We start from the raw sequence: 12,940 nt of genomic DNA, 5'->3' as shown, positions 1-12,940 counted from the left end.
ATTCCCGCGTGCGCCGCCGGCGCACCGGTGCTCGTCGTGCCCGCATACCGGGCGTTCGTCGCCCGTCCGGGCGCAGAAGGAGGAACCATGTCGATCCACACCCCGCAACGCATCCTGGTCGCGCCGAGCGGATTCAAGGAGAGCCTCAGCGCCGAGGCCGTGGCCCAGGCGATCGCCGCCGGTGTGCGACGGGTCATCCCCGGCGTGCAGGTGGACGAATACCCCGTTCCCGATGGCGGGGAGGGCACCGCCGCCGCGCTCGCCGCAGCCACCGGAGGAGAACTCATCGCGCTCCGGGTCACGGGCCCGGTCGGTGATCCGGTCGAGGCGCAGTGGGCGCGACTGGGCGGACACGCATCGGGTACGGCCGTCGTCGAGATGGCGTCTGCCGCAGGGCTGCGACTCGTGCCGCGCGACCGGCGGGACCCGGGGGCGACCACGACCCGCGGCGTCGGCGAACTGATCGCTGCGGCTCTCGACGCCGGTGTCGAGCGGATCGTGGTCGGCTGCGGCGACTCCGGCACGAGTGACGGCGGCGCCGGTGCGCTCGAAGCGCTGGGCGCACGCATCCTCGAACGCGACGGTGTACCGCTGGCCGCCGGGGGACGCCACCTCGGCGAGGCGGTCCACCTCGACCTCACCGGCCTTCATCCCCGTATCGGTGAGGTGGAGATCGTGCTCGCCTGCAACATCCACAACGTGCTGTGCGGGCCGCGCGGCGTGGCCAGGGTCTTCGGACCGCAGAAGGGCGCGACCCCGCAGCAGGTGGAGCAGCTTGCGGAGGCTCTCGACGTCTGGGCCGCTCTGCTCGAGGAGCAGAGCCCGTTCGGCGCGGCGATGGACGTGCGCACGGGTGCGGGCACAGGGGCATCGGGTGGACTCGGTGCCGGGTTGGCCGCGGTGCTCGGCGCCCGTCTCGCTCCTCGTTTCGAAGTGCTGCTCGACAGCGGGCTGCTGCCCGAACCTCTCGACGAGCTGATGTCGGGCGCGGACCTCGTGATCACGGCCGAGGGCGCCATCGACTTCCAGACTCCCCGCGGCAAGGTGCCCGCCGAGATCGCGATGCGCGCGCGGGTCGCGGGCGTCCCGGTCCTCGGCATCGCCGGATCGCTCGGCGTGGGCGCCCCGGCCGTGCACGACATCGGCATCGACGCGATCGCCTCGATCATCACCGTGCCGATGCCGCTCGAAGAAGCGGTGGAGCACGGCGAGGCGTTGCTGCGCGACGCCGCGGAGCGCAGTATGAGGATGGTTCTGCTCGGGTCGGCGATGTCGGCGCGAGCAGCGTGAAAGCTCCGCCTGGGTCCCGGGGGCGGCTTCACTGCCACCCCCTCGGTAGGATCGAGGGGTGGCAGTGAACCAAGAACTGGTCGGCCGGGAGTTCCCGCCGACGGCCCCGTACCTCGTCGGCCGTGAGAAGGTGCGCGAGTTCGCGCGTGCCGTCTTTGCCGACGCTCCGCAGCACATCGACGTCAAGGCGGCCCGCGCGGCGGGCTTCTCCGACGTGGTGGCGCCGCCGACCTTCGCGATGGTCATCCAGGACCTCACGCTCCAGCAGCTGCTGGGGCAGGAGGACTCGGGCATCGTGCTCGCGCGCACCATCCACGCGGAGCAGCGCTTCACGTACACGCGGCCCATCGTCGCGGGCGACGAGCTCACCGCACAGCTGCGCGTGACCGGCATCCGGATGATGGGGGGCAACGCGATGATCACCAGCGAGGCGGAGATCACCGACCCCGCGGGTGCCCACGTCGTGACCGCGACCAGCGTGCTGCTGGTCGGCGCGGACAGCACGGATGAAGGGGAGGCCGTCTGATGGGCTACACCGTCGGAGACGTGATCGCCGAGCGCACCGTGCACCTCACCCGCGAATCGCTCGTGCGCTACGCGGGAGCATCCGGAGACTTCAACCCCATCCACTACCGCGACGACGTGGCGGCGTCCGTCGGGCTCCCGGGCGTCCTCGCCCACGGCATGCTCACGATGGGCATCGCGTCCTCGGTCGTCGTCGCGGCCCTCGACCCCGCGACGCGGATCCTCGACTACGGCGTGCGCTTCACGAAGCCGGTCGTCGTCGACCCGGTCGACGGTGCGGACGTGAAGGTCGTCGCGACCGTCGGTGCGGTCGACGAGCAGGTCGCACGCATCGACCTCAAGGTCACGTTCGGCGAGACCACCGTGCTCGTCAAGGCGCAGCTGCGCGTCGCCGTCTGATGAGGGCGGTCTGATGCGGGAGATCGAGCCGGTTCGTCTGGCGGAGCTGACGACGCTCCGCACGGGCGCAGCGCCGGAGCGGATGTTCGAGGCGACGACGACCGAGGGCCTCGTCGAGTCCCTTCGTGAGACGTGGGCGCGCGGCGACGAGTGGTTCGTCCTCGGCGGCGGCTCCAACCTGTTCGTCGGCGACGAGCCCTTCGAAGGCACCGTGATCCGAGTGCGTACGGAGGGCATCGAGGAGCTTCCCTCCCCGCACCCGGGTCGCATCCGTCTGCGCGCGCAGGCCGGACACGGCTGGGACGATCTGGTCGCCTACGCGGTGGCCCACGGCTATGCGGGACTCGAGGCGATGAGTGGAATCCCCGGCACCGTCGGCGCCGCCCCCGTGCAGAACATCGGTGCGTACGGGCAGGAGATCCAGGAGACGCTGGTCGAGGTCGAGCTGATCGACGAGTCGACCGGCGAGATCTCGACCGTTCCGGCGGCCGACCTGGGCCTCGGCTTCCGTACTTCGGTGCTCAAGCACCACCACGGAAGCGTGCCGCAGCGTCGTGCCGTGATCCTCACGGTGACCGTCGACCTGCTGATCGCCGGGGAGCGCGTGGTCCGCGGCGAGCAGTTGCGGCGTGCGCTCGGCCTCGTCGACGAGACGCCGGTCCCGCTCAGCTGGGTCAGGGAGCGGATCCTCGCCACCCGCGCGTCGAAGGGGATGATCCTGGACGATGCGGATCCTGACACGCACGGCGTCGGATCCTTCTTCCAGAACGCCATCGTGACCGCGGCGGTGGCCAGGTCGCTGCCGCCCGAGTGCCCGCGCTGGCCGGTCGCCCCGGACCTCGATGCGGTGACCGTGATCCCTCTCGCCGCCTACGACGGGCAGGTTCCGCCGTCGAAGCCCGCGACCGTCTCCGACGTCAAGGTGAGCGCGGCCTGGCTGATCGAACAGGCCGGCATCCGCAAGGGGTTCAAACTCCCGCGCTCACGCGCATCGGTGTCGACGAAGCACGCGCTCGCCCTGACCAACCGGGGTGGTGCGACGGCGGCAGAGGTCTCCGAGCTCGCACGGTTCATCCAGAGCAGGGTGCACGCCGAGTTCGGTCTCGTGCTGCAGCCGGAGCCCGTGCTGGTGGGCGTCGACCTGTAGGACCTCGACGGTCGCGGATACACTCGCGGCATGAGCGGACTGATCCCGTACCTGCTGTTCCCCGGCAACGCCGCAGAGGCGCTCCATCACTACCAGGGCGTGTTCGGGGGTGACCTGCAGCTGTTCGACTACGCCGCAGCAGGGCGTCATGACGGCCCGGGCGATGCGGTCGCGCACGGGCAGCTGAGCGGGCTCGTCGAGCTCGCCGGCGCGGATGCCGGTGCCGACGACGACGCCGTCCAGATGGGCGGCATGTTCCTGTCGCTCCTCGGCACGGCCGACGCTCTGACCCTCACCGAGTGGTTCGACAAGCTCGCCGCCGACGGGCGAGTGCTCGACGCCTTGCAGAAGCGCCCCTGGGGTGACTACGACGGCACGCTCGTCGACCGCTACGGCATCCGCTGGCTGATCGGCTTCCATCCCGAGGACTGACCGCCGAGACCCCCGCCACACGTCGAGACCCCCTCGCAGCACCGCGGCTGCGAGGGGGTCTCGACGGTCAGCGGGGGTCTCGGCCGACGGGCCGGGACCGGACGGAGCGGGACCGGACGGAGCGGGACCGCGTCAGGCGAACAGGCGCTGGAGGCGCTGTACGCCCTCGAGCAGCTGATCGTCGCCGAGCGCATAGGACATGCGGATGTAGCCGGAGGGACCGAAGGCCTCGCCGGGCACGACCGCGACCTCGGCCTCGTCGAGGATGAGGTCGGCGAGCTCGAGCGAGGTGGTCGGCGTGACGCCGCGCCAGGTCCGACCGAGCAGGCCCTGCACGTCGGGGTAGACGTAGAACGCGCCGAGGGGGTTCGGGACGACGAGGCCGTCGATCTTCGACAGCTCCGACACGATGAGGCGACGGCGGCGGTCGAAGGCCTCGCGGAACTGCTCGGCCTCGGTCTGCGGACCGTTGAGCGCGGCGATGGCAGCCTTCTGCGCGACGTTGTTCACGTTGCTGGTGAGGTGCGACTGCAGGTTCCCGGCGATCTTGATGGCGTCGGTCGGGCCGACCATCCAGCCCACCCTCCACCCGGTCATGGCGTAGGTCTTCGCGACCCCGTTGACGAGGATCGTCTGACCGGCGACCTCGGGCACCGCCTCGACGATCGAGGTGGCCTTGGCACCTTCATAGGTGAGGTTCTGGTAGATCTCGTCGCTGATGATCCAGATGCCGTGCTCGAGTGCCCACTGTCCGATGGCACGCGTCTCTTTCGCGGTGTACACCGATCCGGTCGGGTTCGACGGCGACACGAAGACGAGCACGGTGGTTCGTGCGGTGCGCGCGGCCTCGAGCTGCTCGACCGTGACCTTGTAGTCCTGGTCGGCGCCGGCGAAGACCTCGACCGGGGTGCCGTCGGCGAGACGGATGGCCTCGGGGTACGTGGTCCAGTACGGGGCGGGGAGCAGCACCTCGTCGCCAGGGTTCACGACGGCCTGGAACGCCTGGTAGACGGACTGCTTGCCACCGTTCGTCACGATGACCTGGCTGGGGGAGACCTCCAGCCCGGAGTCGCGCAGGGTCTTCGCGGCGATCGCCTCACGCAGCGCAGGCAGGCCGGGAGCGGGCGTGTACCGGTAGCTCGCGGGGTCGGCGAGGGCCTCCGCGGCGGCGTCCACGATGAACTGCGGCGTCGCGAAATCGGGCTCGCCGGCGGCGTAGGAGATGACGTCCTTGCCCTCGGCCTTGAGGGCCTTGGCCTTGGCATCGACCTTGAGGGTCGCGGATTCGGCGATGGCGGACAGCTTGCGGGAGAGAGGAGCGCGTTCGGTCACGACTACGAGCGTACTCGGGTCGATGCGGCGCGCGAGGTGTGGGATGTCGCCAAGATCCGAGGTTCTTTCGGGTCTGGAAGGTCAGTCGGTCGGGAAGCCATGCGCCTGCGCGACGGCGGGGAGGGTGATGTGCCCGTTCTGGACGTTCAGTCCCTTCGCGAGCGCGGCATCCTCGGACGCGGCACGCTCCCAGCCCTTGCCGGCGATCGCCGAGACGTAGGGCAGCGTCGCGTTGGTCAGCGCACGGGTCGCGGTCTCGGGAACCGCGCCGGGCATGTTCGCGACGCAGTAGTAGATCGAGTCGTGCACGGCGAACGTGGGGTCGTCGTGAGTGGTCGGGCGCGAGCCCTCGAAGCACCCGCCCTGATCGATCGCGATGTCGACGAGCACGGATCCCGGCTTCATCGCGGCGACCATGTCGTCGGTGACGAGTTTGGGGGCAGCGGCGCCGGGGATCAGCACGGAGCCGATCACGAGGTCGGCGGTCCTGAGCTCTTCGGCGATGTCGTAGCGGCTCGAGGCGCGGGTCTCCAGCGCGCCGCCGTAGCGGTGCTCGAGCTCGCGCAGGCGGGGGAGGGAGACATCGATCACGGTCACGTTCGAGCCGAGTCCGAGGGCGTTCGCGGCGGCATGCTCACCGGCGACGCCGCCTCCGATCACGACGGTCTTGGCGCGAGGGGTGCCGGCGATGCCACCGAGCAGCATTCCGCGACCACCCTGCGAGCGCAGCAGCGAGTGCGAGCCCATGACCACGGAGAGTCGTCCGGCGATCTCGCTCATAGGCACGAGCAGCGGCAAGCTGCGGTCGGGCAGCTGCACGGTCTCGTAGGCGACGGCTGTCGTCCCGGCATCCACGAGCGCGGTGGTCAGCGCGCGGTCGGCGGCGAGGTGGAGGTAGGTGAAGAGCGTGAGGTCGGGCCGCAGGAAGCCGTACTCCTGGGCGATCGGCTCCTTGACCTTGATCAGCAGATCGGCTTCGCCCCAGGCCTCGGCGGCGGTCGCGACGATCTCGGCGCCGGCGGCGCGGTAGGTCTCGTCCGTGATGCCGGAGCCGAGCCCTGCGCCGGTCTGCACGAGCACGCGGTGGCCTTCGTGGACCAGCCGATCGGCGCCGGCCGGGGTGAGGGCGACGCGGTTCTCGTTGTTCTTGACCTCGGTGGGGACGCCGATCTTCATTGATCCTCCAGGGGTGTGATGAGGTGACCGACCCAGGATCGCAGAAACATCGCCAGATCAACAGAATCACTGAAGACTATTCGTCGATGCCCGAAATCCTGAATAATGCTTCGCATGGAGATGCCTTCTGACGCCCCGGGGCCGAACAGCGTTCGGGCGCCCGCGCTCGATGCGATCGACGCGAGGATCGTGCAGCTGCTCACCGCCGACGGACGGATGACGAATGCGGAGCTCGCCGCTCGGCTCGGGGTCGCACCGTCGACGGCGCACACGCGGTTGCGCGCGCTGATCGATCGGGGGGTGATCACCGGGTTCCACGCGAGCGTGGACGAGCGGAAGCTGGGGGCCGGGCTCCAGGCGATCATCGGGGTGACCCTGCGTCCGAGCGGTCGCCGGGAGAGCATCGTCGAGTTCGCGGACCGGGTGCGTGTCCTCCCGCCCGTCATCCAGGTGTTCTTCCTCGGCGGTGACGATGACTTCCTCCTGCACATCGCGGTCGCCGATTCATCGGAGATGCGGGAGTTCGTGCTCGAGCATCTGTCGGCCCAGAGCAGCGTCGCCTCCACCCGCACCAGCATCGTGTTCGACTATCACCGCAACTCGGTGGCCGCGTCGTTCCATTGAGCGGAGTGAGTCGTCAGCGGACGAGCGGGGAGTCCAGGACCGCCGCCAGGCGAGCCACCGCCTCCTCGAGGAGTGCATCATCGAGGTGTCCGTATCCGAGGACGAGCGCATCCGGAGGATCGGCCGTGTCGGTGTAGCGGTGCAGCGGGGTGAGGGCGAGCCCCTCGGCGGATCCGGCGTCGACCACAGCGGACGCGCGGGCGTAGGTCGGCAACGTCAGCACCAGGTGCATGCCGGCGGCGATGCCCGACACCCGCAGCTCGGGGAGCTCGGCCGTGAGCGCGTCGAGCAGCCGTTGCCTCCGACGACGGAACCGTGTGCGCGAAGCGCGCAGGTGTCGCTCGAAGTCACCCTGGGTGAGGAAGTGCGCGAGGGCGGCCTGATCGATCAGTGACGGCGCACTCGGGGACGGCGCGGGGGTGAGGCCCGGCGGCAGCACCATCCACCCGAGGCCCAGCGCGGGCGAGACCGATTTCGACAGCGAACCGATCAGCACGACGCTGTCGGGCGCGAGTCGCTGCAGTGCGGGGACGGGACGCCGGTCGTAGCGGAACTCGGCGTCGTAGTCGTCTTCGATGACCAGTCCCGCGCAGTCCCGCGCCCAGCGGACCAGCTGCTCGCGACGGGCGGGCGCGAGCGCGGCTCCGAGCGGGAACTGATGCGCAGGAGTCACGAGCGCGGCACGTGCTCCCGTGCGAGCGGCGAGGGCGGCGAGCATCTCGGTGTCGACGCCGCCGTCATCGACCGGGACGGGTACCGGACGCAGTCCGTTGTGTTCGGCGATCACGCGCAGTCGTGGCCAGCTCGGGTCCTCCACCAGGATCGTCCGGTGCCCGCGCCCGTGCAGTTCCCGCGTGAGGATGTCCATGCCGTCGGTCGCGCCGTGGGTGATCGAGACGCGATCGGGTTCGGCATCCGCATGGCGTGATCGGGCGAGGTAGGCGGCGACGGCGGCGCGGGCGGGAGCGTATCCGAAGGGATGCGCGGCGATGAGGTCGCGATCGGGGAGGTCGGCGAGACCGGCGCGCACGGCTGCCGCCCACCGTGATCGGGGAGTGGCGCGGAGGTCGGGGATGCCCGGGCGCAGGTCGTAGCGGATGGGTGGCGCGGGGGCCTCTGCGGGTCTCGGTGCGAGGTCGCGCGACCACGGGCGATCGGGGAGGCGGGCGGCGTTCGGCATCACCGGCCGTTCGGCGACCCTCGTCGCGGACCCAGTCCGCGCCTCCAGCACGCCCTCGGCGACGAGCTGCCCGTAGGCCTCGGTCACCACCCACCGTGAGACTCCCAGCGTCTCCGCCAGGGCCCGGCTCGGCGGCACCGCGGCTCCGGGGGAGAGTCGCCCCTCGTCGATCGCTCGGCGTACGGCTGACTCCATCCGATCCCGTAGTGGCAGGCGCACGGAAGGCCCGCTCTCGGCACCCAGGTCGAGGAGGGTCTCCCACGCGAGAATCGGTCTGGTGTTCTGCATCGTGATTGGAGTGTATCCCCGAGCCGATTCGTCTCTAGCGTGGAGCCATCCCCCGAGAAAGGACCTCCATGCAATACCGCACCCTCTCCGACGGCCGTACCTCGTTCGACGTCTCGACCCTGTGCCTGGGGGCCATGAACTTCGGCACCCGCACCGATGAGGCCACCGCGCGTGCGATCCTCGACCGCTTCGTCGAGGCGGGCGGCACGTTCATCGACACCGCCAACAACTACAGCCTCTGGGGCAACGGCACCGGTCGCGACAGCGAGGATCTGCTCGGGCGCTGGATGAGTGACCGCGGCAACCGTGACGCGCTGCGCATCGCCACCAAACTCGGCGCCGCGCAGAAGGATCCGTCCAAGCCTCTTTCGAACACGCCGCCGACGAACTTCGAGGGTCTCTCCGCCGAGGTCATCCGACGGCAGGCTCCCGAGAGCGCACGGCACCTGGGCATCGAACACATCGACGTGCTGTACGGGCACGTGGACGACAGCGAGGTTCCGCTCGCTGAGACGGTCGGCGCGTTCGGCGAGCTTCAGGCGGAGGGCCTCGTCGGCATCACCGGCATCTCCAACGTCCCGACCTGGAGGGTGGTGGAGGCGCGAGAGGAAGCGCGGCGACTCGGCATCGCGCCCTACGGCGTGGTGCAGCAGCAGTACAGCTACCTGTACCCCGCGCCACGCCTCGGGCGGAACAACTTCGTCACGCCCGGGCTGCTCGACTACGCGGCCTCCACCGGCACCGCCGAGCGTCCGCCGCTCGCCGTCACCGTGTACTCACCGCTGCATCAGGGAGGGATCGCGCGTCTCGACAAGCCGCTGTGGGGCGGCGTCGATCATCCGTCCAGTCATGCTCGCCGTGCGCTGCTGCACGAGGTCGCCGGGGAGATCGGCACGACACCGAACCAGGTCGCCCTGGCGTGGCTCCTCGGTGCACAGGTGCCGGTGATCCCGGTCGTCGGGGTGTCGTCGCTCGCCCAGTTGGAGGAGGCGTTGGGTGCGGCGGATCTCGTGCTGGGCGCGGAGATCCGCGAACGCCTCGACGCCGAGCCGGGCGAGGCTCGCTGAGCAGGCTCGCGCGGCAGGCGCCGTTCCGCGCTCCCGGCCAAGCCTTTCCGGTCGGCCCGGCTCGGGATCGGGAAGAGCCCCCGGATGCGGTGTCCGCCGCGATCCCGAGGGCTCTTCGTCTATCGCTCAGTCCTCGTCGACCAGGAACCGGCTGTAGGCGCCGAGTGTGAGGAAGGTCGGGAACTCCTCGCGCAGCGCGACCTCACGGAAGATCTCCGCCGCATCGTCGAAGCGGTCGCCGTGGCTGCGCGTCGCCTGGGCGAGCACCTGGGCGATGAGTCCCTCGATGTACTCGGCGGTGATGGGGGTGCCGTCCTCGGTGGTGCGGTCCTGGTGGATCCACTGCCACACCTGCGAACGGCTGATCTCCGCGGTCGCGGCATCCTCCATCAGGTTGTCGATCGCCACGGCGCCCAGTCCGCGCAGCCAGGCTTCGAGGTAGCGGATGGCGACCGAGACGTTGTCCCGCACACCCTGCGCGGTGATCGGCCGTCCGATGTGCAGGTCGAGCAGATCACGCGCCTCCACGTGCACGTCGTCGCGCTGACGGTCGACCTGATTCGGACGATCGCCCAGGACGGCGTCGAACTCCGCCTGCGCCGTGGGGATCAGGTCGGGGTGCGCGACCCAGGTGCCGTCGAAGCCGTCGCCCGCCTCGCGCTTCTTGTCGGCCGTGACCTTCTCGATGGCACGCGCCGTCACCTCGGGGTCACGACGGTTCGGGATGAACGCGCTCATGCCGCCGATGGCGAAGGCTCCCCGCTTGTGGCAGGTCTGTACGAGCAGGTCGGTGTACGCCCGCATGAACGGCACCGTCATCGTGACCTCGCTGCGGTCGGGGAGCACGAACCGCGCCCCGCGACCCCGGTAGTTCTTGATGATCGAGAAGATGTAGTCCCACCGCCCGGCGTTCAGCCCCGCGCAGTGGTCGCGCAGCTCGTAGAGGATCTCGTCCATCTCGAATGCGGCAGGCAGCGTCTCGATCAGCACGGTCGCGCGGATGGTGCCGTGCGGGATGCCGATGTACTCCTCGCTGAAGGAGAAGACGTCGTCCCACAGCTTCGCCTCTTCGCTCGACTCGAGCTTGGCGATGTAGAAGTACGGTCCGCGACCGCTCTCGATCAGCGCCTGCGCGTTGTGCAGGAAGTACAGCCCGAAGTCGACGAGCGAGCCGGACGCCGAGGTGCGACGACCCGCACGGTCGGTGAACGCGATGTGCTTCTCCGGAAGGTGCCATCCGCGCGGGCGCATCACGATCGTGGGGGTGCGCTCCGCCGTGACGCGGTACTCCTTGCCTTCCGGAGAGGTGAACGACAGCTCGCCGCGGATGGCGTCGCGCAGTGAGAGCTGCCCCTCGATCACGTTCTTCCAGGTCGGGCTCGTGGCATCCTCCTGGTCGGCGAGCCACACGCGTGCTCCGGAGTTGAGGGCGTTGATCGTCATCTTCGGGTCGGTCGGGCCGGTGATCTCGACGCGCCGGTCCTCGAGGCCGGGTCCTGCGCCGGCGACGCGCCAGTCGCGGTCTTCCCGGATGTGTGCCGTGTCCTCTCGGAAGCGCGGGTCGTGTCCGTTGCCGATCTCGAAGCGCCGACGCATCCGGTCGGCGAGTCTGTCATGGCGACGGGCGGCGAACCGGTGGTGCAGTTCGGTCAGGAAGGCGATCGCCTCGGGCGTCAGGATCTCCTCGTAGCGTTCGCGGAGGGGTCCGGTGACCTCGATCGCAGGGCCCAGCTGGGTCGTCTGGATCGGGCCCGTGGTCGGGGGAGCGGTGGGAGTGGTCATGATCGTGGGTCCTTTGCGTTGCGGGGATGCCGAGAGAAGGTCGACGCCCCCTCCTGTCGTCGACACCCCCTCCGGCTCGCGTGGGAGGGCGGGGGTCTCGACGGGGAGAGGGGGCCTCGACGGAGGCGGCATCGGCTGACGGATCAGTGGAACTGTGCGGCCTCGGTGGAGCCGGCCAGGGCGAGGGTCGCGCTTTCGGGGTTGAGCGCGGTGGAGATGACGTCGAAGTATCCGGTGCCCGCCTCGCGCTGGTGCTTGGTGGCGGTGTAGCCGTGGGCTTCGGCGGCGAACTCGGCTTCCTGCAGCTCCACGTAGGCGCTCATGGCGCGATCGGCGTAGCCGCGGGCGAGGTCGAACATCGAGTGGTTCAGGGCGTGGAAGCCGGCCAGGGTGATGAACTGGAACTTGTAGCCCAGGTCTGCCAACTCCTGCTGGAACGTCGCGATCTCGGCGTCCGACAGGTGCTTCTTCCAGTTGAAGCTCGGCGAGCAGTTGTAGGCCAGGAGTTTACCGGGGAACTGTGCGTGGATGGCCGCGGCGAAGTCCCGGGCGAGCTGGATGTCGGGCTCGCCCGTCTCGACCCACAGCAGATCGGCGTAGGGGGCGAAGGCGAGACCGCGGCTGATGACCGACTCCAGGCCGGGGCGGATCCGGTAGAACCCCTCGGTGGTGCGCTCGCCGGTGGTGAACTCCTGGTCGCGCTCGTCGACGTCGCTGGTGAGCAGGTCGGCGGCGAGGGCGTCCGTCCGGGCGATGATCACGGTCGGGACCCCTGCCACGTCGGCCGCGAGGCGAGCGGCGTTCAGGGTGCGGATGTGCTGCTGGGTGGGCACGAGCACCTTGCCGCCGAGGTGGCCGCACTTCTTCTCGCTGGCCAGCTGGTCCTCCCAGTGGATGCCGGCAGCACCGGACTGGATGAGCGACTGTGCGAGCTCGTAGGCGTTGAGGGGTCCGCCGAAGCCGGCCTCCGCGTCGGCGACGATCGGGGCGAGCCAGTCCTGGGTGGTCTCGCCCTCCGCGTGCTCGAGCTGGTCCTGACGCAGGAGCGCGTTGTTGATGCGGCGCACGACGGCCGGCACCGAGTTCGCGGGGTAGAGCGACTGGTCGGGGTAGGTCTGTCCGGCCAGGTTGCCGTCGGCGGCGACCTGCCATCCGGAGAGGTAGATGGCCTTGAGGCCGGCGCGCACCTGCTGCACGGCCTGGCCGCCCGTGTAGGCGCCGAGTGCCCGGACGTAGTTCTCGGTGTGCAGGAGGTTCCAGAGGTTGTCGGCGCCTCGGTGGGCGAGCGTGGCCTCTTCGCGGACCGAACCCCGGATGCGGATGACGTCCTCCGCCGAGTACGTGCGCTCGACGCCGTCCCAGCGGGGATCGGTGTCCCAGATCTCCTGGAGTTCGGCGGCCGTCTGAACCTGGTCGCCGGCTCGCAGACCGGCGGGGCGGGGCGTCGGGGCGTGGGCGGTGTTCGTCATGGTGTCTCCTCGGTGGATCCGGCTGCGGTGCCGGTGTGGCGTGGTTCCACTGTGCGTGAAGTTCAGGCATCTGAACGACCGATTCCGCGCAGAAGTTTCGTCATTCTTCTGCTTCTGTGACAGAATCGCCTCCACTCGCTCCGACCATCGGCGGTCGAAGTGCAAAAACGCGCCGGAAGTGCCTCGTGGAGGGGCGTTTCTGATCCCGCACGGGGTGCCCGCACGGCGA

At 69.9% G+C, this 12,940-nt stretch carries 12 protein-coding genes; 7 read left to right on the top strand and 5 right to left on the bottom strand.

What is annotated here, in order from left to right; translation table 11 throughout:
- Positions 1-87: 87 nt before the first annotated feature.
- From FGL91_RS00630 to FGL91_RS00610, 5 genes are read left to right on the top strand one after another with little or no spacing between them, the layout of a single operon-like run.
- Positions 88-1,290, top strand: coding sequence for a glycerate kinase (locus FGL91_RS00630; protein ID WP_153242799.1), 1,203 nt, complete (start codon positions 88-90; stop codon positions 1,288-1,290).
- Between the two features lie 58 nt (positions 1,291-1,348).
- Entirely contained in the window at positions 1,349-1,816 is a 468-nt protein-coding gene (locus FGL91_RS00625) for an FAS1-like dehydratase domain-containing protein (RefSeq protein WP_153242797.1), read from the top strand.
- On the top strand, positions 1,816-2,214 hold the full coding sequence (locus FGL91_RS00620) for a MaoC/PaaZ C-terminal domain-containing protein (RefSeq protein WP_047524845.1): 399 nt from the start codon (positions 1,816-1,818) through the stop codon (positions 2,212-2,214). Before FGL91_RS00625 ends, FGL91_RS00620 begins: the two co-directional genes overlap by 1 nt.
- A gap of 13 nt (positions 2,215-2,227) precedes the next feature.
- A complete protein-coding gene (locus FGL91_RS00615) occupies positions 2,228-3,361 on the top strand; it encodes a UDP-N-acetylmuramate dehydrogenase (protein ID WP_153242795.1) in 1,134 nt (377 codons plus the stop codon).
- A gap of 30 nt (positions 3,362-3,391) precedes the next feature.
- The gene (locus tag FGL91_RS00610) at positions 3,392-3,793 is read left to right on the top strand and encodes a VOC family protein (protein WP_047524843.1); all 402 of its coding nucleotides are present in this window, start codon (positions 3,392-3,394) and stop codon (positions 3,791-3,793) included.
- A 132-nt stretch (positions 3,794-3,925) separates the two neighbouring features.
- On the opposite strand, the gene FGL91_RS00605 is transcribed toward FGL91_RS00610, so the two are convergent.
- Both FGL91_RS00605 and ald read right to left on the bottom strand, forming a co-directional pair.
- Positions 3,926-5,125, bottom strand: coding sequence for a pyridoxal phosphate-dependent aminotransferase (locus FGL91_RS00605; RefSeq protein ID WP_153242793.1), 1,200 nt, complete (start codon positions 5,123-5,125; stop codon positions 3,926-3,928).
- 81 nt (positions 5,126-5,206) lie between these two features.
- Positions 5,207-6,301, bottom strand: a complete 1,095-nt coding sequence (ald, locus tag FGL91_RS00600; protein ID WP_131492340.1) for an alanine dehydrogenase — start codon at positions 6,299-6,301, stop codon at positions 5,207-5,209.
- A 105-nt stretch (positions 6,302-6,406) separates the two neighbouring features.
- Between ald and FGL91_RS00595 the strand changes: the two genes are divergently transcribed.
- Entirely contained in the window at positions 6,407-6,925 is a 519-nt protein-coding gene (locus FGL91_RS00595; protein WP_131492339.1) for an Lrp/AsnC family transcriptional regulator, read from the top strand.
- A gap of 13 nt (positions 6,926-6,938) precedes the next feature.
- Here the strand turns inward: FGL91_RS00595 and FGL91_RS00590 are convergent, their stop codons facing one another.
- Positions 6,939-8,393 (bottom strand): PLP-dependent aminotransferase family protein, encoded by a 1,455-nt coding sequence (locus FGL91_RS00590; RefSeq protein WP_153242791.1) that lies wholly within the window; start codon positions 8,391-8,393, stop codon positions 6,939-6,941.
- Between the two features lie 68 nt (positions 8,394-8,461).
- On the opposite strand from FGL91_RS00590, the gene FGL91_RS00585 reads away from it, so the two are divergent.
- Positions 8,462-9,460 (top strand): aldo/keto reductase, encoded by a 999-nt coding sequence (locus FGL91_RS00585; RefSeq protein WP_153242789.1) that lies wholly within the window; start codon positions 8,462-8,464, stop codon positions 9,458-9,460.
- 126 nt (positions 9,461-9,586) lie between these two features.
- Here FGL91_RS00585 and aceB read toward each other — a convergent pair whose 3' ends face one another.
- Together aceB and aceA are read right to left on the bottom strand one after the other, a co-directional pair.
- Positions 9,587-11,242: a malate synthase A gene (aceB, locus tag FGL91_RS00580; RefSeq protein ID WP_153242787.1), complete on the bottom strand. Its 1,656-nt coding sequence runs from the start codon at positions 11,240-11,242 to the stop codon at positions 9,587-9,589.
- A 143-nt stretch (positions 11,243-11,385) separates the two neighbouring features.
- A complete protein-coding gene (gene aceA / locus FGL91_RS00575) occupies positions 11,386-12,711 on the bottom strand; it encodes an isocitrate lyase (RefSeq protein WP_153242785.1) in 1,326 nt (441 codons plus the stop codon).
- Between the last annotated feature and the right edge of the window lie 229 nt (positions 12,712-12,940).

This window comes from Microbacterium sp. CBA3102 (assembly GCF_007954505.1).
Taxonomy (GTDB): Bacteria; Actinomycetota; Actinomycetes; order Actinomycetales; family Microbacteriaceae; genus Microbacterium; species Microbacterium aurugineum.
Note: the sequence above shows the minus strand (reverse complement) of the source record. Positions and strands in the feature narration are given on the sequence as shown.

Excerpts from the sequence above, each read along its gene's own strand:
- FGL91_RS00615 (WP_153242795.1), top strand. The coding sequence starts at position 2,228 with ATGCGGGAGATCGAGCCGGTTCGTCTGGCGGAGCTGACGACGCTCCGC.
- FGL91_RS00630 (WP_153242799.1), top strand. The coding sequence starts at position 88 with ATGTCGATCCACACCCCGCAACGCATCCTGGTCGCGCCGAGCGGATTC.
- FGL91_RS00610 (WP_047524843.1), top strand. The coding sequence starts at position 3,392 with ATGAGCGGACTGATCCCGTACCTGCTGTTCCCCGGCAACGCCGCAGAG.
- FGL91_RS00590 (WP_153242791.1), bottom strand. The coding sequence starts at position 8,393 with ATGCAGAACACCAGACCGATTCTCGCGTGGGAGACCCTCCTCGACCTG.
- FGL91_RS00595 (WP_131492339.1), top strand. The coding sequence starts at position 6,407 with ATGCTTCGCATGGAGATGCCTTCTGACGCCCCGGGGCCGAACAGCGTT.
- aceA (WP_153242785.1), bottom strand. The coding sequence starts at position 12,711 with ATGACGAACACCGCCCACGCCCCGACGCCCCGCCCCGCCGGTCTGCGA.
- aceB (WP_153242787.1), bottom strand. The coding sequence starts at position 11,242 with ATGACCACTCCCACCGCTCCCCCGACCACGGGCCCGATCCAGACGACC.
- FGL91_RS00585 (WP_153242789.1), top strand. The coding sequence starts at position 8,462 with ATGCAATACCGCACCCTCTCCGACGGCCGTACCTCGTTCGACGTCTCG.
- FGL91_RS00620 (WP_047524845.1), top strand. The coding sequence starts at position 1,816 with ATGGGCTACACCGTCGGAGACGTGATCGCCGAGCGCACCGTGCACCTC.
- ald (WP_131492340.1), bottom strand. The coding sequence starts at position 6,301 with ATGAAGATCGGCGTCCCCACCGAGGTCAAGAACAACGAGAACCGCGTC.